The following is a 21123-nucleotide window of genomic DNA, read 5'->3' as shown; positions in this document are numbered from 1 at the left end:
TAAAATATATTAACATCTCTTCCTCCTGTTAAAATAAAATATTCCAATCGAAAGAATCGACATTATTATAAAAATTACGGCATAAGATATATCAAACGCCACACCCGTAGGTATCGGATTTATGTATGGTTGGATAACAGGCTTTTTAAATGTTTCAATTATTTCCTGATCCTTATACTTGTATGTGAGTTTTGCCATATCATTGGAATAAAATCCCTTTTGGTTTGATGACTTCGATCCGGTTCCCGGATCTCCGACCACATCCGTTCCGTTGGAATTTTTCTGGAACTGCTTTGTGGCGGCATATTTTGCCTCGGCTAAAGGTGTAGTCTTTATCTTTGCCTTTATCATATAGGTATATCCCGTCTCTAAAGTATAGGCGGTCGGAAACTCCAATCTGATTGTTTTGGTAGCATCATTGTATGAGGATACAATATCCGCCATTGCATTTCTCGGAGTGGAAAATAATCTGTACGTACTGTTTCGCACTACATAATTTCCTGTATGAATTCCTGTAGGCCCTAAAACCTCAATTTCAAGGGGATATGGATTACCTGAAGGATCCTTTGCAATCATTGCATATTGACTGAGTTTATCCTCCAGCACGACATTACTCAGCCTTGGACTTTTTAGCACACTTACTATTTCCCTCATTCTATCTAAAAAAGAATTTTTACTGTCTGCTGAATATGGACTTCTACCAACCTCCACTCCCGGCGCAGGTAAGGTGATACCCTTATATCCTCTTACAGGGCTGTCAGAGTCATTTGAATTTGTCAAAAGTTTCAGCTTATCATAATCTCCCTGATTACCAAGACCTATTGTAAAGAAATAGTCCAAATCAATAGCATACAATGCAAACTGTCCGTGAAGCATCGCCATTGTACTGTACCTGTCAATTATATGTCCCTCATTCCAACCTGTATTGTGATTTGTGTAGTAGGTAGGGTTTCCGTCTGTAATAAAGAAAAGAACTTTTTGTGCATCGCTTCTGCCGTTTCTAAAAAGTTCATTTGCCTTAACAAATCCCTTTTCATAGTTTATTCTGCTCACATTATTCGGACTTACAGGAATCTTACTTATAACGGAATTTCCGTTACTTGTCCAATTTTGATAAAGATGCGGCTCGCTGTCAATTCCCACAAGCGCATAGTTTACATTATATTTACTGCTGTCAAAGTAATTGTTGCTTATTACATTTCTAAGTACACTGTAAACTGAAGATATTTTCGGATCTGTACCACGACCTCCAATACCCTCACTCATACTGCTTGTAGTATCGAGCAGGAACAGTACATCCATATTCGTTCTGTTTGAGGTACTTCCGGTCTGATTATTTATTGTAAGTGTAAGATCGTAGATTCCATCCTTATCAGGATCTTCTACAGTCTTACTTATATCAGTCCTTATTCTTCGGTTTGAAATAGTCCTTCCTTCAGGCTCATACACAAGTTCAAGAAATTTCATATCTTGTTGTCTAAACGGCACCCAATTTGTTCCATCAACAGTATATCTAAGCCCCTGTGATATACTTGTTTCTCTTTCTATCTGAAGTATATTGTCTACTACAGTCCCGTTCGACATTCTGGCTCTGGCAAATTTATATCTCATACCAACTATACCAGTATCCAGATGTATTGGTGTTATCTTTTCTTTTGGTGCTACACCAAAATTACCTCCACTAGTGTATAAATCTCCCAATTTTGCCAAATCGGCAGTTATTTCATCTCCATTTGTGTCAACATACTTTACATTTACTTTAAACTTGCTGGCAGCCAGCCCCCATGAAATTGTAAAGGTCGAAAACCCGTCCGCACTGAAGTTTGTGGTAATACTGTTGTCATCTTTATCCTCTATAAGAGCTATATCTTCTATCTTATTTACGGTATTATCATCCTTTATATGATAAACTTCCGTATCTTCAGGCTTTGCTCCTTCAGGAAGTAAATTATTGTCGATTTTTATATTTACATATACAGTTGTCAAAGGTTCTATCTCTACATTGTTTTCATCCTCAAAATGAATATCAAGAGAAATCGAATCTTTCGGAAACTCTTCATTTTCAGATTCGGTATTTCTTATAACCGCATCTTCCAAATAATTTGTGTTCTCACTTACAGATTCACTTAATGTCTCCGGAACCTGATTGCTTCCGTCCGCCTGATTGCCTTCGTCAGATAATTTTACGCTTTCACCGGAATCATTACCTGCAACCTTTGCAGTTTCAATTGTTTCATCACTGTTTATAGATAGGGTTGTCTCAGTTTCATTCAAAACCGTTTCAATGCTTTCAACAGTTTCCGGAACTTGTGTACCGTTTATGCTTTCAGTACTTTCATCAGTTTTTTGAACTTCTACAGTTCCCGAACTATCAGAGGAGTCTTCAACATTTTCTATACCGTCCGCCCCAACTGTGGTTTCACTTAATTTTTCCGGGTCACTGTCTTTTATATCATCTCCCCTTTCAGGAGTCACATTATTTTCAAGCTCGTTTACGGTTAATCTTTTGGCCTTAAGCGTTACCTTTGTATCAAAGGCACCTTCCGGCACATCCACAATTACACTTATGCCATCAAGCTTTACTTCATGCCGCCTTGCATCGGAAGAAGTAGCCGTATCCATACCGGGTGTTATAACAATATCGTTAAACTCGGCATTTGAAGGTGTAGCCATATCTGCCAAAGAGTCGGTAAACAGGTACGCAATTAAGCACATGAAAAAAACAAACAATATTTTTCTGAAATGTTTGTATACAAATTTTAAAATTATTACGCACCTCCTCTACCCAAAATTTAATGACTTTATCATAACATATGTTTATAAAATTTCAACAAGAAACAAAAAATACCGCCATAAAATATATGACAGTATTTTTCATAGAAATGTACACTTTTCTACAAATGTCCATTTATTGCTACTTTTTCCCTCTCTTTGACATTGCAAGTATACTTTGCAGTATTATGAAAAATGCAAGTATGGCAGCTATTATTATCTTTGTCCACCATGATGATAATGTTCCCTGAAAACTTACAAAAGCTTCTATAGTACCTTTTATCAGTACACCGAAAAGACTTCCGAACACATTACCTACACCTCCGGTGAGTAATGTTCCACCGATTACCGCTCCCGCTATTGCTTCCATCTCAAATCCTTTAGCCTGTTCTACAAATCCCGCACAGGTATTCAGGCAGAATAAAAATCCGCCGATAGAACATAATAATCCGTTCAGTACATATACCTGAAGTTTTATCTTTTTAACATTTAATCCAAGGAGCAGTGCCGACTGCTCATTTCCGCCTACAGCATATACACTTCTTCCAAACTTGGTATATTTTAAAAGTATGAACATCAGTACAAGTATAATAAGAGCGACTATTACTGTAGGATAGATATACGGATAAACTACCGCACCTTTCTTATTCACTATACCGAACAAGGGAATTGTTATCTTCTTATTCGCCCATGAGAGAAATGTTTCATTTGTTATACTTATCATCTCCTGAGATATAATTGCCGTCATACCTCTGGCAAAGAACATGCCTGCCAATGTAACTATAAACGGTTGAATATTGAGATATGAAATAAGTATTCCCTGTACAAGTCCGAATATAAGACCGATTATGATTACGACTGCAATTGCACTTGGCGCGTTTATCTTGATTTTCTCCATTAAATATGCCAATACCATACAGGTAAGTGCTACAAATGAACCGACCGATATATCTATTCCACCTGATATTATAACCATTGTCATGCCTGTTGCTATAACGATCAGTCCTGCATTAGATATGAAGAGATTTAAAAATACCTGCGGTTTTTGAAATCCCTTATTTCCAAACATTATAACCCCTATTCCATACATTATAATAAAGAGAACAATTGTCATATAAAGTAAGAAGGCTTTATTATCTATATTTTTTAACTTATCTTTCATATACAACCTCGGCTTTCTTCTTATTTAAATTAAATCCTCTTATTATCTTTATAAATTCCTTTGACTGTAATGATACTATTATTACAACTACAATCGCCTTATATACAGGAAGCTGATCTGCCGAGACACTCATAGCATATAATGTTGTAGTCAATGCTTGAATAGTGTAAGCTCCTATAACACTTCCAAGAAGTGAAAATTTTCCACCTGCAAGACTGTTTCCTCCAAGTGCCACCGCCAGTATTGCATCAAGCTCTATATTAAGTCCGGCGTTATTTGCATCTGCAGAATATACTCTTGACGAAACTATCATTCCTGCAAGCCCCGCCAAAAGACCACAAAATGCATAAGCTATAAACTGTATAAATACCGGACTTAACCCCACAAGTCTTGCTGCTTTATTATTTATTCCAACAGTTTCTATATAAAGTCCCAAAGCTGTTTTTTTGAGTATAATAAGTGTTATCAAAACGACCGCTAACGCCACAAATACAGGTGTTGGAAGCGGTATGCCATGAATAGAATTTCCAAGCATCTTAAATGATTCAACTCTTATATAGGTTATTTGTCCGTTCGTAACAAGCTGTGCCATTCCCCTACCTGCTGTAAACAATATTAAAGTTGCAACCATAGGTTGAATATTCATCTTTGCAACAAGAAAAGCATTGAAAGAGCCACAAAGTAATCCAACAAATATTGCAGCAATAAATGCTGTTATATAAGGTGCATGATATACATCTGTTGAAACTTCTCCACCTGCAAGAATAAAACATGCAACAGCACCTGCAAGTGCACATACCGCACCTACCGAAATATCCGTACCTCCTGATGAAGCAACTACAAGAGTCATGCCTACAGCCAGTATTACAAGCTCGCTTGCACGGTTTATTACATCAATTATGTATCCGTAAAACACTCCGTTTTGTATAGTAATATTAAAAAAGTTCGGTGTCTTTATCATATTTATAATCAAGACTAAAATCAAACTTACTATAGGCAGAAAGAGTTTTGCAGATGTTATGTTTTTTATTTTTAATGCTCTCAATTTTATTCCCCTCCTGCTATAGCACTCATTATATTATTTTGAGATATTTCATCAGATTCTAATTCACCTACTTTTTTCTTATCTCTCATTACTATCATTCTTTGGCAAGTTCTGATCATCTCCTCAATTTCTGATGAAATAAATATTACACTCATACCCTCGGTCGCCAATTTTAAAACCAATTTTTGAATCTCAGTTTTTGTTCCTACATCAATTCCTCTGGTAGGTTCATCAAGAATAAGAAGTTCAGGATTTGTGAGCAGCCATCTTGCAAGAATTACCTTTTGCTGATTTCCACCGGAAAGCTGTTTTATAGGTGTTTCTCTCCCGGCTGTTTTTATCTGTAATATTTCGATATACTTATCTACAAATTCTTCCTGCTTTTTTCTCGGTATAAGTTTAAATATTCCTTGTTTTGCCTGCATGGCTATTATTATATTTTCTCTTACAGACAGATCCGCTATAATTCCTTCATCTTTTCTGTTTTCAGGAAGATATGCCATCCCAAGTTTCATGGCATCAATCGGAGCAGTTATTTTAACTTCTTTGTTTTTAAATACCATTTGACCGGTATCCGTTTTGTCAGCACCGTATATAGCTCTGACAAGTTCAGAACGCCCTGATCCCAAAAGACCGGTTATTCCTATAACCTCTCCTTTATTTAACTTAAGATCGAACGGTTTTATATTACCGTTTGATCCGAGTGACTTTGTGCTAAGAAGTACTTCTTTATCGGTAGTCTGTGTGCTTTCACTCTTAATATTTTCAAGGTCGTTAAAATCTTTACCCATCATTTTTGCTACAAGCTGTACTCTCGGGAGATTATTCACTTCAAACTCCCCTACAAGAGCTCCGTTTCTTAAAACAGTTATCTTATCACATACCGCATATACCTGCTCCAAAAAATGGGTAACAAATATTATTCCTATTCCGTCATTTTTCAATTTTTTCATTAAAAGAAAAAGTTTTTCAACCTCTCCGTCATCAAGTGATGAAGTGGGCTCATCAAGTATCAATACTTTTGCCGACATATCAACCGCTCTTGCTATAGCAATCATTTGCTGTATTGCAATAGAATAGCTTTCTGTAGGTTTAGTTACATCTATTTTGATATCCAATTTATCCAAAAGTTCCTTGGACATTCTATTCATTTTTTGCCAGTCAATAAGTCCGAATTTTCTTGGCTCACGATCCAAAAATAAATTTTCAGCCACTGAGATATTCGGGCAAAGATTTACTTCCTGATACACGGTACTTATTCCATTTTCCTGTGCTTCTTTTGGACTTTTATTTATTATACTTTTTTTATCTTCAAGAATTATCTGTCCGCTTTCAAACTCTTCCACTCCTGTAAGTACCTTTATAAGTGTGGACTTACCCGCACCGTTTTCTCCCATTAAAGCATGTATTTCACCCTTGTTTAAACTAAAATCCACATTATCAAGTGCTTTTACTCCCGGAAAATTTTTACAGATTCCTCTCATTTTCAATAGATTATCCATAATCACCTCAAAAGGAGTGAGGAGCAAATAACTCCTCACTCCCGGTATTTTCTTTATGCAAAATATAAAATTATGCCTTATTAATAAGCTCTTCCTGCCTTAATTTTCTCAAGATCCATACTTGTATCGAAATATGATTCATCTACATACTGAATTTTATCTACCGTTTCACCCTTTTCAAGCTTTTGAATGATTTCAGCTACTCTAGGTCCATGAAGCGGACTGCACTCAATACTTGCATTTAAATCACCTGCAATCATTGCATCAAATGCGGCCTTTACAGCATCAAATGATATAACTGTTATATCGCCTTCCGGTCCGCATGTTTTTCCTGCAGCCTTTATCGCATCAATAGCTCCGAAAGCCATATTGTCATTTTCGGCAACCACTACATCAATATCATCAAACTGCTTTAAGAATGACTCCATAACTTCCTGACCCTTTGATTGTGTAAACTCACCTGTTTGCTTTGCAAGCATATTCCAATTTGCGTTCTGTCCTAAAATATTTGCAAATCCGTCTGTTCTGCCAACCTGTGCAGATGCACCGATTGTACCTTGAAGAGTAACAATGTTTGTCTTCTCGTCAGCAGCTATATTCTTTGACTTCAAATAATCTTCAAGCCAATGTCCTGCAGTCTCACCTTCTTTTATAAAGTCACCGCATACAAGTGCTGTATAAAGAGAATCATCTGAAGTCTTTATCATACGGTCTGAAAGTATTACAGGAATTCCTGCATCCTTCGCTTCCTGTAAAACCGTATCCCATCCTGTTTCTACAACAGGTGCAAGTACGATATAATCAACTTCCTGCTGAATAAAATCTCTGATAGCCTTAATCTGATTTTCCTGTTTTTGCTGAGCATCGTTAAATATAAGCTCATATCCGTTTTCAGGAACAAATGTAGATTTGAATGACTCCGTATTTGCAGTTCTCCAATCAGACTCTGCTCCAACCTGTGCATAACCTACTACAATAACCTTTGAAGAATCCTTGGACTCTTCACTCTTTGCTTCCTCGCTCTTGCTCTCACCTGCGGTTTCTGATGATTCAACCGCCTTGCTCTCCTCAGGTGCTTTTGTACCTCCACCGCAACCTGTAAGTGCAAACATTGTCAGCATAACTGCAGATACAAATAAACTTAAACCTCTTTTACTCATAAACTCCTCCTTAAAATTATTTACGAAACATTTATTTGTTTACTATATTGTAATACAAAAAAATCTATGTAAACATAGATTTTTTTACGCGTTTTTTATATTATTTTCATTATAAGAAATTTATTTATATTATTTTATGATATTTGTTTAATATATTCAGATTAGATTAAATCACTTTCTACAGGCAGTATTATACTTACAGTCGTACCTATATTCTCGGTACTGTCTATATTAAGTCCATATTCATTACCATAATAAAGCCTTATCCTTTCCGCCACATTATAAAGTCCGAAGCTCTCTTTTGATGACTTTACCATATCAATTTCATCTATATATTCATTTTTTATAATATTTTTCAAGCTTTCAAGCTTTTTAGTCTCCATTCCGATCCCGTTATCTGTTACCTGTAAAATTATATACTCATCTTTTCTATAGCCTTTTACCGAAATCTTACCGCCGCTTCTTTTATACTTTATACCATGGTAAAGTGCATTTTCTACAATCGGTTGTAATAAAAGTTTCAAAATTCTTATATCAAACAGATTATCTTCTATATCAATACTGTATTCCAAAATATCCTCATACCTGAATTTTTGTATCTTTAAATAATTTTCTATATGCCTTATTTCTTCTCTTATCTGTATAAATCTTTTTCCGTTATTTAATCCTATCCTTAAAAATCCCGACAATGCGGTTATCATATCAACCACTTTTTTTGAATCACCTGCTTCAGCCATCCATACAACAGTATCAAGTGTGTTATATAAAAAATGTGGATTTATCTGAGATTGTAAAAGCCAAAGTTCCGTGTTTTTCTTATTCTTTTGCTCTGTCTTTATATTCTCGATAAGCTCTTTTATTCTGATTATTTTATCATTAAAATTTTCCGACAGTTCATCGATTTCTAAAATACTGCTCTCCGGATTATTCTCCAATAAATCATTTTCACTTCTTTTTGTATAATTACAAAGATTTATAATAGGAGCAGCAATATGTCTTGATACCTTTTTATACATATATAAAGTAAAGTACAAAATAAGAAATACGCTGATAATACTAAGCATAAATATAACAGCCATCTGATTTCTTATCTTTATACTTACTATGTTAAGCTCTTTGGTCTCCTCATATATATAGTCATTTACAGTATCTTCTATCAGCTCGGTTGTAACCCTGATATCATATTCCAAACTGTCTATATTTTTATTATAGTCTTTATATATATCACTTTTACCGATATTATCTATTTGTTTCTTGAGCAAATTTAAAAGTATTATAAGGCCTTTCGGTCTGTTTATTCCTTCATCTTTATTGTTCGTTTCAAGCAACTTTTCAAATATTTTATTTGCATATTCAAGGTCTTCATACGGATTTTGATTTTCTATAGTATCCGCACCTATTACCACCCTGTACATCTTATGGTCTACATTCTCTTTAAATTTAAAATTAAATTCTGTTGCAATACTTATATTTTTTACTATACTCCCATACTTATCATTCTGCCATTTCATCACGAATAACAGGTAAATAATAATAAATGCAATGGGTATAAAGGTTACAAACAACCTTTTCATAATATAATTTTGTATACTATTCTTCATTTTTATTTTCTCTGTACGACTTAGGTGTGTCTCCTTGATATTTTTTAAAAGCCGAACTGAAATAATGTTGATCACGATATCCGACTTCCATTGCTATATCAGATATCCTTTTATCCGTGCTTCTAAGAAGTCTTTTAGCTTCATCAATTCTGGTTTTTGTCAGATAGTCTATAAAGTTCATCCCCGCTTCCTGCTTAAAAACAGTACTGAAATATGTTGGACTCAGCCCGATATATTCCGCAACACTGTTTAAAGAAATCTCAGGTTCCATATATTTTTTCTCCACAAAGTCTTTTGCCTTATTAAGCAAAAAGCTGTACTGCCTTCCTGTAATCTGATCTCTTTTATCGATCATATATTCCAGTAACTTTAAAAAATATTGCTTCATAGTATAAATATCTGTAACAGCTTCATCAAATACTTCCATACTTCCGAATTTATTTCCAAGCTCCTCCTTATCATCAACATTACTGAGGAATTTTTCAGATTCTATAAAAGCATCCATTATTACATACTGTCTGAATATTAAAGATTTTAACTGTCCGTCCATATTGTCAGTATATTCTTCAACATAACTTTTAATATCCTGACTCTTTCCATTTATAATAAATTCCTTGAAGCTTCCTTTATTAAATCCTGATGTATCGAATTTCTTTATATTAAACTCGATATTGTCTGCCTTTATATTTCGCAAGATACTGTGTCGTTTTGCATCTACAATCGGCTTTATTTTCTTTAAAACCGATATGAGCTTTTCTTTTGAAACCGGCTTTAAAAGATATTCGGATGCACCTATATGTATAGCTTTCTGGGCATAGTCAAAATCATCATAACCGCTTAAAAATATAATAACGGTCTCCGGAAACCTTTCCTTTACTATTCTTCCAAGTTCCAATCCGTCCATAAAAGGCATCTTTATATCTGTTATCAATATATCCGGTTTTGAAATCTCAATTAGGGGAAGTGCCAATTCACCGTCGGCAGCTTCCCCTACAAAATCAAATCCATATGAATTCCAATCTATTTCTTTTTTTATACCTTCTCTTACAAACTTTTCATCCTCAACTAAAAAGACTTTTACCATCCCCTACATTATCTCCACCGGATTTGTATTTTTGAATTCAAAAACATTCAATTCACTATATTTTTTTAAATCATTTACAATTTTTTCTGTAAATACATGCTCTAAGCCATAATGTGTAGCATCTATGATACAAATGCCTTCATTAATAGCATCAAGTCCTTCATGATGTGTAATATCACCTGTTATCAGTACATCCGCCTCACCTAGAGCATACTTATACATTCCTCTTCCTGAGCCCGGGCTTATAGCAATTCTTTTAATATTCCCCTTTATATTCTCTCTTCCAAATACAGTTAATTTTTTTAAATCGAATGTCTCCTTTATTAAAGTAAGCAATTCATCAAATGAAAGCGCTTTTTTTAAATCTCCTATCTTTCCGACTCCAAGCTCTTTACCGTCCGCATTTGCCGTAACTTCAAGCGGTTTTGTATTTGAAAGTGAAAGTTTTTCCTCTGCAATATCTGCCATACCGCCTATTGCAATATCAAAATTTGTATGCATTGCAATCACGGAAATATCATTTTTAAGTATCCTTAAAATATAGTTTCCAAGGAGTGTGTCATCTGTAACTCTCTTTATATCTGAAAAAATAATAGGGTGATGTGACACAATCAAATCAATACTCTTTGCGCCGGCGTAGTCAAGTACTTCATTTGTAATATCAAGTACTACCAAGACATTTCTTACCTCTTTATCACTTCTTCCCAGTAAAAAACCTGAATTGTCCCAGTCCATAGCAAGCTCAAGCGGATATAATCTTTTTAAGTATTCAAAAATCTCACTGCATTTCATTCATTGTCTCCTTAATTATATCAAGTCTATGTCTAAGTTCTTTTTTTCTGTCCTCATTTAATCCGGTATTTGATAGAATACTTAGGTACTTTTCTTCTTCTTTTTTTAGAAATCTAAGTAATACCGGATGTTTATTTTCTATAAGATATTTACCGTATAAGAGCTCAGCCTCCGAATACATCACTGTATTTTCTGTATTTTCTGTATTTTCTGTATACCTTACTTCCATTACTGTATAAAACTTGCCCTCATCTATACACATATCTTCTTTTAATATTTTAAATCCTTTTCTTATCAGATAATCTCTCACTTCATCTGTTTTTGTATGAGGCGACAATATAAAGGTATTTTTCTTATCAAAAAATGCTTTTCCTCTATTTAAAATATCTATAATGAGTTCTCCACCCATTCCGGCTATTATTATTGTATCCACCTCTTTACTTGACATTTTATCAAGACCGTTGGAAAGTCTCAGAACAATATTTTCACTTACACCGAAGTTTTCTATGTTTTCTTTTGCTTTTTCCAATGGTCCTTTATTTATATCACAGGCATAAGCCTTATCTATTATATTATTTTCTATAAGATAGATAGGTATATGTGCGTGATCCGTTCCTATATCCGCTACCACTGAATTTTTCTTCACAAAATCAGCAATAGTTTGCAATCTTTTTGACAATTTCATTTTTTCTATTCCAAAAAATCTTTTAATCTTTTTGTTTTTGACGGATTTCTAAGCTTTCTTAGAGCTTTTGCTTCAATTTGCCTTATTCTCTCTCTTGTGATTCCAAAGACCTTTCCTACCTCTTCAAGTGTTCTGGGTTTTCCGTCCTCAAGTCCGAATCTAAGGAGGATTACCTTTTGTTCTCTTTCGGTAAGTGATTTTATTACTTCAATCAATTGGTCATGTAAGAGCACATCCATTGCGAAGTTGACAGGAACTTTAGCATTAAAATCCTGTAAAAAATCTCCAAGATGTGAATCGTCTTCATCACCTATAGGTGTTTCCATAGATACAGGTTCCAATGCAAAGTTCATTATCTCCCTCACTTTTGATACAGGCAGACTCATTATCTTTGCAACTTCTTCAGGTTTCGGCTCTCTTCCAAGCTCCTGAACAAGTTTTCTCTGTGTCTTGATAAGCCTGTTTATTGTCTCAACCATATGCACCGGAATCCTTATGGTTCTGGCCTGGTCTGCAATAGATCTGGTTATAGCCTGTCTTATCCACCATGTTGCATAAGTTGAAAATTTAAATCCCTTTTGATAATCAAATTTTTCAACAGCACGCAAAAGTCCAAGATTTCCTTCCTGTATAAGATCCAAAAGTTGCATTCCTCTGCCCATATATCTTTTGGCAATACTTACAACAAGCCTTAGATTGGATTCCGCCATTTTTTTTGCAGCTTCCTTTCTTATATTTGCGTCATGGTCGGAAATTTTCTGAGCAAGTACCATCTCTTCTTCCACACTAAGTAGAGGAATTTTGCCTATTTCCTTCAGATACATCTTTATAGGATCTTCTACGGAAATGTAATCGTCCAAATCATCAAGTATATTTAAATTTATATTTTCAAGATCCTTTATATCCTCTTCATTGAACTCATCTTCAAAGTCATTTTCTTTTAGAATAATGAATTCTTCCGGATCTGCATCGCTGTCAAATTCAGTAGGCTCTTTCTCATAATCCTCATCAATAAAAATATCTCTCTTTTCAAGAAATTCAATAAAATCAGGAAGATATTCCTTCGGTATATCATTATCAGAGAAAATCTTTTGGATATTTGAAGCATTGATTTTTCCGTTAAAATCTTTCTTTAATATCTTTTCAAACTCATTATTTAAATTCTTCCCCCTCATACTTCCTCCACTAACCTAAATCAACATGAAGTTTTCGCAATATCGCCTGTTCCTCGATAATTTTTTGAAACTCTTCTATACCTTTTGCATTTTTACTTTTCTCGTCTAAACTCGCCTGTCTGATTTTAAGTATACTTTCAGTGACAGCTTTTTTCTTTTCGTCGTCACTGAGGTTAGTCCCCAAAGTTGTATTAAGTATTTTGGAAAGCAGTCTCTGTTTTTCCATGTCATCCGCATAGTCATCACATATATTTGAAAATCTCAAATCTCCGGTTCTAAGTTTTTCAAATATCTTTACAGCTACATCCCTATAGAAACCTTCGCTGAAATTTTCCGGAGAAATATACTCACTTATCTTATCAAAAAGTGACACTTCCTCAACCATCCATGTAAGCAAAAGTCCCTGTGCTTTTGTATATCCGTCATCAATTTTTTTATTTTCTTTACTCGAATTTTTATTTTCGGAAACTGTAGTATTTCCGAAGGAATTAACCATATCAAAGAGTGCATTATATTCAATCATCAATCTCTTTGCTACAGCATGAGTGTAATTTTCTCTTTCAAGCTTTTCTCCAAAGCCGCTTAGCATTCTTGCAACTTCCCTGTAAAAGTTTGTCCTTTCATCAGGCTCGTTTAAATTATAATCTTTCTTCAGTATTTCAACTTCCCAAAGAAAGGCATTATCTGCAGAATCTATCCTCTTTTGAAATTCCTCACTTCCGAGATTTTTTATAAATTCATCCGGATCTTTGTACGGAGCCATAGATAATACTTTTACATTTAAGTTTTCTTCTTTTAAAAGAGGAATAGCTCTCTTTGCCGCATTTATACCTGCACCGTCAGAATCATATGTAAGTATAACCTTTTTTGTATATCTACTTATAAGTTTTACATGCAGAGGTGTGAGTGCGGTTCCAAGACTTGCCACAGAGTTCTCAAATCCTGCATTGTGTAAAGCTATGACATCCATATATCCTTCACACACCAAAAAAAAGTCTCTTCTTGTTCTCTTTGCAAAATTCAATCCGTAAAGATTCCTACTCTTATCAAAAGCAAGGGTCTCAGGTGAATTTACATATTTTGGAAGTCCGTCGCCCAAGACTCTTCCACCAAACCCTATAACTCTGGAATTGACGTCTATTATCGGAAACATAACTCTGTTCCAGAATCTGTCTCTTGCACCCTTTTCATCAATATTTATAAGACCGCTTTTTTTCAATATATCATCACTGTATCCCATACCTTTAAGATATTGATACAGATCATTTGATGTTTTTTTTGCAAATCCAAGTCCGAAATGAGTAATATGTCTGCTCTCAAGCCCTCTGTCTTTGAAGTATTTCAATCCGATCTCACCGTCTTTTGAAAGCAAGTTTTCATAGAAATACTTTGCGGCAGTCTTATTTATTTCAAGAATAATGTTTTTTTCATCATTTTTTGCTCTGTCATTGTCACTTACCTGTGGCAATTCTATATTGGCTCTTTTAGCCAGCAGTGTTAACGCTTCTGTAAAAGAATAATTTTCATACTGCCTTATAAAAGCTATTACATCTCCCCCGACACCACAGCCGAAGCAATGGAAAAGCTGCTTGCTTGGTGATACTGAAAATGAAGGAGATTTTTCTGCATGAAAGGGACAGAGTCCCATATAGTTGGCACCCTTTTTTTGTATTTTCACATAGCTTGAAACAACATCCACTATATCATTTGCAGATCTTACCTCATCTATTATTTCATTTGAATAATACAATTATTTCTCCTTAATATACATCCCAGGACTTTGGAACAAATATGTCTTTGAATTTTTCTATTGCATATAAATCAGTCATTCCTGCAATATAATCACAAACTACCAGTTCTCTGTCCTGATTCAACTCTTTTATAAAATATATATATTCATCCGGAAGCTTATCGGTATGGCACATATAATAGTCAAATAATGACTTTATCATAGTCTTGGCCTTTCCCTCCTGAGATTTTGGGACTTCATTGTAATATACCTTTTTAAACATCCATGTTCTAAGTCCCATCATTGCCTTATATATCTCTCTGTTCATGGAAATTTCAGGCTTATCAATACTTCCTTCTATCACACCATGTACCAGATTGTTAAGTCTTTCTCTCACCGAATGGCCGAGTATATCGCTGTATTCTTTCGGAATATCATCTTCTTCCATAATACGTGCTCTTATAGAATCGTCTATATCATGATTTATATAGGCAATCTTATCTGAAAGTCTTACAACATGACCCTCCAAGGTGGAAGGATTACCTGATGTACGATGATTTAATATACCGTCTCTGACTTCTTTTGTAAGATTAAGTCCACGTCCGGATTTTTCTATGAACTCAACAATTCTAACACTCTGCTCATAATGTGCAAAACCGAATGAACATACATCATTTAAAACATCCTCCCCCGAATGTCCGAAAGGCGTATGTCCAAGGTCATGCCCCAAAGCTATCGCTTCCGTCAAATCTTCATTTAATCTTAGAGACTTGGCTATAGTTCTTGCAATCTGCGCCACCTCAAGTGTATGAGTAAGTCTTGTTCTGTAATGATCTCCTTCAGGCGCCAGGAAAACTTGAGTCTTATGTTTCAGTCTTCTAAACGCCTTTGAGTGAAGTATTCTGTCTCTGTCTCTTTGATATACAGTCCTTATATCACAGGCCTCTTCATACCTGTCTCTTCCTAAAGAATTTTTACTTAAAGCGGCGTATTTACTTAGAGTCAATTCCTCTCTAAGTTCTATATCTTCTCTTATATTCATAATTATTTCAGTTTAAATAATGTTGAGAGTACTCCTCTTCCAAGGCTTGCTCCCAGATTTCCTCCCAGGCTTGAACCGAATTTTCCGCCTGATTTTCCTAAAGTCTTACCAATCTGCCTTCCGATAGTTCCTGCAGCCGTACCTGCCACAGCAGCTACCCCCTTCTTTATGGCATCCTTTTTCTTTTTTTCTTCCTTTTCGGCTTCTTTAGCCTGCCTCTCAGCTTCCTTTTGTGCCGCCTTTTCCTGCTTTTCGGCCTCTTTTCTTTCTATTTCAGCCTGTTTTTCAGCTTCTTTTCTTGCTGTCTCAGCCTGTTTTTCCTCTTCCTGCTTTTGTGAAATTTCCACTTGCAATCTCTGTAAGAATTCATATGCCGAGTCTCTATCCACCATGTCTTTATATTTCTCTGCCAAATCCGACATTGAAATAACTGCGGCTCTCATCATATCATCAATTGCTCCGAGATATGACTGTGGCGGAAGTACTTTAGCCTTTCTTACCATAGCAGGTGCACCGTCATCCTCTATAAATGATACAACTGCTTCACCTATACCCAAATTTGTTATAATTTCAGCCGTATCAAAATCAGGATTTGCTCTGTAACTCTGTGCTGCGGCCTTTATACCTTTTTGCTCTGCAGGTGTATAAGCTCTGAGTGCATGTTGAACCTTGTTACCGAGCTGCGCAAGTACCTCATCCGGTATATCACTTGGGTTTTGTGTTATAAAGTATACACCGATACCCTTTGATCGTATAAGTTTTACTACCTGCTCTATCTTTTGAAGCAAAGCTTTTGGAGTATCTTTAAATAAAAGATGTGCTTCATCAAAGAAAAATACCATCTTAGGCTTGTCAAGATCTCCGACCTCAGGCATTATCTCAAAGAGTTCAGCCAACATCCAAAGCATAAAAGTTGCATATATTCCCGGATCGTTTATGATAGTTGTTGCATCAAGAACATTTATCATACCTTTGCCGTCCTTGGTAACAAACCAATCATTTATATCAAGTGCCGGCTCACCGAAAAATACATCTCCGCCCTTATCTCCAAGAGCTACAAGACCTCTCATTATGGCATTGACACTTTGAGGTGCTATATTTCCATACTCCGCCTTATAGTCTGTGGCATTTTCACTGACATAGTTGAGCATACTCTTTAAATCTTTTAAATCAATAAGAAGTAATCCCTCATCATCAGCTATCTTGAATATAATATTCAGTATGTCTGTCTGAATCTGATTAAGGTCAAGAAGCTTTGCCAAAAGCATAGGTCCGAACTCCGAAATTGTGGTTCTGAGAGGTAATCCCTTCTTCCCGAATATATCCCAGAAAACTGTAGGATATGCTTTAAAAGAAAAATCTTCTCCCATACCAAGCTCTGCAACTCTTTTAGTTATACTTTCTTTTTCTTCACCCGGCTTACACATACCTGATAAATCACCCTTTATATCAGATAAAAATACCGGAACTCCGGCGTCTGAAAATGATTCCGCCATTACCTTTAAAGTAACTGTTTTACCCGTTCCTGTAGCTCCCGCAATCAGTCCGTGTCTGTTTGCATATTTTGATTTTATACATAATTTGGCATCACCGTCGCTTGCCACCCATATTTCATTCTCTTTATACATAGTATCTCCTAAAATTTCACTTTATACTTCTATTCTATCCCAACTTTCATATTATAACAAGTGAATATAATATTTTAATACAAAAAGAGCCGATACTTAAAGTATCGACTCTCTTTGACCGCAAAAGCGGCTTCCGTCTGTACACTAAATAAACTTTCGTCCATTAATTCTATTTATATTAAATCTAAGATTATATTATTTTGAATATAATGTTACAAGCTTCTCAAGATATGAGAATCTTTCCTTAGCATCTTCCTCATTCTTCTCGAAGAGTTTAGCTGCTCTCTCAGGATCCTTGAGTGCAAGAGATGAGTAACGAACCTCACCCTTAAGGAACTCTTGGTAATCTCCTGTAGGTGTCTTTGAATCAAGAGTGAACTTGTTCTCAGCATCAGGATTGAATCTGAAGTTATTCCAGTAACCTGCCTCAACAGCAAGCTTCTCCTCTGTCATAGCCTTGCTCATACCCTTCTTGATACCGTGAGCGATACATGGAGCATATGCAATAACAAGTGATGGACCCGGATAAGCCTCTGCCTCAGCCAATGCCTTAACAGTCTGGTTGTAATCTGCACCCATAGCGATCTGTGCTACATATACATAACCGTAGCTCATTGCAATACTTGCAAGATCCTTCTTCTTAACATCCTTACCGCCGGCAGCGAACTGTGCTACAGCACCTGTCTTTGTTGACTTTGAGCTCTGTCCACCTGTATTTGAGTAAACCTCTGTATCAAATACCATGATGTTTACATCCTTACCGCTTGCGATTACATGGTCAAGACCGCCGAAACCGATATCGTAAGCCCAACCGTCACCACCGAAGATCCACTGACTCTTCTTTGATAAGAATTCCTTGTTATCTAAGATTTCCTTAGCTTCAGCTGTATTTAACTTCTCAAGTTCAGCTACAAGATTATCTGTTGCTGTACCGTTTAATGCACCTACAGTGAATGTATCAAGGTATTCTTTAGCTGCTGCCTTAAGTTCTTCTGAACCGTTCTCAGCAATAGCCTCTACCTTTGACTTAAGACCCTTTCTGATAGCCTCATTTGCAAGGAACATACCGTAACCGAACTCCGCATTATCCTCGAACAATGAGTTTGACCAAGCAGGACCATGTCCCTTATCATTTACTGTATAAGGTGTTGAAGGTGAAGAGTTACCCCAGATTGATGAACATCCTGTAGCATTTGAAATGTACATTCTGTCACCGAAGAGCTGTGTAATAAGTCTTGCATAAGGTGTCTCACCACAACCTGCACAAGCGCCTGAGAACTCAAGTAACGGCTTCTTGTACTGTGATCCCTTAACTGTTGTCTCCTTGAACTTAGCTATAACTTCAGCCTTCTCAGGTGTAGCTGCCGCGTAGTCGAACCAAGCCTGTCTATGTACATTCTCCGGCATACTCTCCATTACAAGAGCCTTCTCGCCCTTCTTTCCAGGACATACGTTAGCACAAGAACCGCAACCTGTACAGTCAAGAGCTGATACGGCTACTGTAAACTTGTAGTTCGGCATACCTGTCATCGGAAGTACGCTCATTCCCTCAGGAGCGTTATTTGCCTCATCCTCTGTAAGAGCAACTGTTCTGATAACTGCATGAGGACATACATATGAACAGAATCCACACTGAATACAGTTATCACTGTTCCAGATAGGCATATTTACAGCAACACCACGCTTCTCGTATGCTGATGTACCAGCAGGTGTTGTACCGTCAACATAGTCAGCGAATGCAGATACAGGAAGATTGTTACCCTCTTGTGCACTTACAGCTGTCTGAATAGTGTTGGCAAACTTAATTGCATCCTCTCTACCCTCTGTATGTACTGCATAGTCAAGTCCCTCATCCTCAGCATTTGCCCAGCTTGCAGGAACCTCTACCTTATGAACATTCTTAGCACCTTCTTCAATAGCCGCCCAGTTCTTCTTAACTACATCCTCACCTTTTCTTCCGTAAGTCTTCTCAGCAGCCTTCTTCATGAGGTCAATAGCCTGCTCCTCAGGAATAATTGCTGAAAGCTTAAAGAATGCTGACTGAAGAATTGTGTTAATTCTTGTAGGTCCCATACCTGTAGCAATACCGATCTTTACACCGTCGATTGTGTAGAAGTTGATCTTGTGATCATGGATATACTTCTTAACCTGTCCCGGGATATGCTCCTCAAGCTCCGCATCTGACCATGTACAGTTAAGAAGGAATGTACCTCCGTCAACAAGTTCCTGTACCATGTTGTACTTTCTCATATATGCAGGATTGTGACATGCTACAAAGTTTGCCTTACGAATAAGGTATGTTGACTTAATAGGCTTCTTACCGAAACGCAAGTGGCTCATTGTAACACCACCTGACTTCTTTGAGTCATAGTCAAAATATGCCTGAGCATATAAATCTGTGTTATCACCGATAATCTTGATAGAGTTCTTGTTAGCACCTACAGTACCGTCTGCACCAAGACCCCAGAACTTACAGTTTGTAGTTCCCTCAGGTGTTGTAATAAGAGCAGGACCCGGATCAAGTGAAAGATGTGTAACATCATCATTGATACCGATAGTAAATCTCTTCTTCTCTGTGTTGTGGAATGTTGCAACTATCTGAGCAGGTGTTGTATCCTTTGAACCGAGACCGTAACGACCGCTGAAGACAGGAACAGCATCAAACTTTGTTCCCTTAAGTGCTGCAACAACATCAAGCCAAAGTGGCTCACCAAGTGATCCCGGCTCTTTTGTTCTGTCAAGAACTTCGATTCTCTTAACGCTGTCAGGGATAGCATCTACAAGTGCCTGTGCACTGAAAGGTCTGTAAAGTCTTACCTTAACAACACCGACTTTCTCACCCTGCTTTAAAAGATAATCAATTGTCTCTTCTATTGTATCGTTAACTGAACCCATAGCGATGATGATTGTCTCGGCATCAGCAGCACCATAGTAGTTAAATAATTTATAATCTGTACCGATCTTAGCATTAACCTTATTCATGTACTCCTGAACGATTGCAGGTAATGCATCGTAATAAGGATTGCTTGCTTCTCTTGCCTGGAAGAAGATATCAGGGTTCTGTGCTGAACCTCTCTCTACAGGACGATTAGGATTAAGTGCATTCTTTCTGAAAGCGGCTATAGCATCCATATCTGCCATATCCTTAAGATCTTCATAATCCCAAGTTTCAATCTTCTGAATCTCATGTGATGTTCTGAATCCGTCAAAGAAGTTGATGAAAGGAACTTTACCCTTAAGCGCTGATAAATGTGCAACAGGTGTTAAGTCCATAACCTCCTGAACTGATGATGAACAGAGCATTGCAGCACCTGTCTGACGACAAGCGTAAACATCTGAATGATCACCGAAAATACTAAGTGCATGTGTTGCAATAGCACGTGCAGAAACGTTAATAACTGCCGGAAGCTGCTCACCTGCTATCTTATAGATGTTTGGGATCATAAGAAGAAGGCCCTGTGAAGCTGTATATGTTGTAGTTAAAGCTCCAGCTGAAAGAGAACCATGAACTGCACCTGCAGCACCTGCCTCTGATTGCATTTCTGTAACTTGTACAGTCTGGCCGAAAATATTCTTTCTACCCTCTGTTGCCCACTCATCGGTGTGCTCTGCCATGACAGATGATGGTGTTATCGGATAAATTGCAGCAACATCAGTATACGCATATGATGCATGAGCAGCTGCCTGATTACCATCCATGGTCTTCATTTGTCTCTTAGCCATTTAATTCCTCCTACTAAGTAATT

General features: G+C 36.6%; 14 protein-coding genes. All 14 read right to left on the bottom strand.

Annotation, left to right across the window (positions count from 1 at the left end):
• Window positions 1-9 precede the first annotated feature (9 nt).
• The gene (locus SBH76_RS08130) at window positions 10-2715 is read right to left on the bottom strand and encodes a vWA domain-containing protein (RefSeq protein WP_317977445.1); all 2706 of its coding nucleotides are present in this window, start codon (window positions 2713-2715) and stop codon (window positions 10-12) included.
• A gap of 199 nt (window positions 2716-2914) precedes the next feature.
• A complete protein-coding gene (locus SBH76_RS08125; RefSeq protein WP_317977444.1) occupies window positions 2915-3934 on the bottom strand; it encodes an ABC transporter permease subunit in 1020 nt (339 codons plus the stop codon).
• Window positions 3924-4979 carry an ABC transporter permease gene (locus tag SBH76_RS08120; protein ID WP_317977443.1) on the bottom strand — a complete coding sequence of 352 codons (1056 nt, stop codon included), beginning with the start codon at window positions 4977-4979 and terminating at the stop codon, window positions 3924-3926. Before SBH76_RS08120 ends, SBH76_RS08125 begins: the two co-directional genes overlap by 11 nt.
• A 2-nt stretch (window positions 4980-4981) precedes the next feature.
• Window positions 4982-6481, bottom strand: a complete 1500-nt coding sequence (locus SBH76_RS08115) for a sugar ABC transporter ATP-binding protein (RefSeq protein ID WP_317977442.1) — start codon at window positions 6479-6481, stop codon at window positions 4982-4984.
• 80 nt (window positions 6482-6561) lie between these two features.
• On the bottom strand, window positions 6562-7641 hold the full coding sequence (locus tag SBH76_RS08110; protein WP_290648442.1) for an ABC transporter substrate-binding protein: 1080 nt from the start codon (window positions 7639-7641) through the stop codon (window positions 6562-6564).
• A 161-nt stretch (window positions 7642-7802) separates the two neighbouring features.
• On the bottom strand, window positions 7803-9242 hold the full coding sequence (locus SBH76_RS08105) for a sensor histidine kinase (RefSeq protein ID WP_290648444.1): 1440 nt from the start codon (window positions 9240-9242) through the stop codon (window positions 7803-7805).
• Window positions 9232-10326, bottom strand: coding sequence for a response regulator transcription factor (locus tag SBH76_RS08100; protein WP_317977441.1), 1095 nt, complete (start codon window positions 10324-10326; stop codon window positions 9232-9234). Before SBH76_RS08100 ends, SBH76_RS08105 begins: the two co-directional genes overlap by 11 nt.
• Before the next feature lie 3 nt (window positions 10327-10329).
• A complete protein-coding gene (locus SBH76_RS08095) occupies window positions 10330-11118 on the bottom strand; it encodes a Nif3-like dinuclear metal center hexameric protein (protein WP_317977440.1) in 789 nt (262 codons plus the stop codon).
• A complete protein-coding gene (locus tag SBH76_RS08090; protein ID WP_317977439.1) occupies window positions 11105-11803 on the bottom strand; it encodes a tRNA (adenine(22)-N(1))-methyltransferase in 699 nt (232 codons plus the stop codon). Before SBH76_RS08090 ends, SBH76_RS08095 begins: the two co-directional genes overlap by 14 nt.
• A gap of 5 nt (window positions 11804-11808) precedes the next feature.
• Window positions 11809-12978, bottom strand: coding sequence for an RNA polymerase sigma factor RpoD (gene rpoD, locus SBH76_RS08085; protein ID WP_317977438.1), 1170 nt, complete (start codon window positions 12976-12978; stop codon window positions 11809-11811).
• 10 nt (window positions 12979-12988) lie between these two features.
• A complete protein-coding gene (gene dnaG / locus SBH76_RS08080; protein WP_317977437.1) occupies window positions 12989-14728 on the bottom strand; it encodes a DNA primase in 1740 nt (579 codons plus the stop codon).
• 10 nt (window positions 14729-14738) lie between these two features.
• Window positions 14739-15749, bottom strand: a complete 1011-nt coding sequence (locus SBH76_RS08075) for a deoxyguanosinetriphosphate triphosphohydrolase (protein ID WP_007591692.1) — start codon at window positions 15747-15749, stop codon at window positions 14739-14741.
• 2 nt (window positions 15750-15751) lie between these two features.
• Window positions 15752-17377, bottom strand: a complete 1626-nt coding sequence (locus tag SBH76_RS08070) for a helicase HerA-like domain-containing protein (protein WP_317977436.1) — start codon at window positions 17375-17377, stop codon at window positions 15752-15754.
• 195 nt (window positions 17378-17572) lie between these two features.
• On the bottom strand, window positions 17573-21100 hold the full coding sequence (gene nifJ, locus SBH76_RS08065; protein ID WP_317977435.1) for a pyruvate:ferredoxin (flavodoxin) oxidoreductase: 3528 nt from the start codon (window positions 21098-21100) through the stop codon (window positions 17573-17575).
• Window positions 21101-21123: the final 23 nt, after the last annotated feature.

Origin of the sequence: Lachnoanaerobaculum sanguinis (genome assembly GCF_033242365.1) — a bacterium.
In the GTDB taxonomy this organism is placed as follows: domain Bacteria; phylum Bacillota; class Clostridia; order Lachnospirales; family Lachnospiraceae; genus Lachnoanaerobaculum; species Lachnoanaerobaculum sanguinis.
The sequence above is the reverse complement of the archived record's forward strand: the minus strand, read 5'-3'. Positions and strand labels throughout refer to the sequence as shown.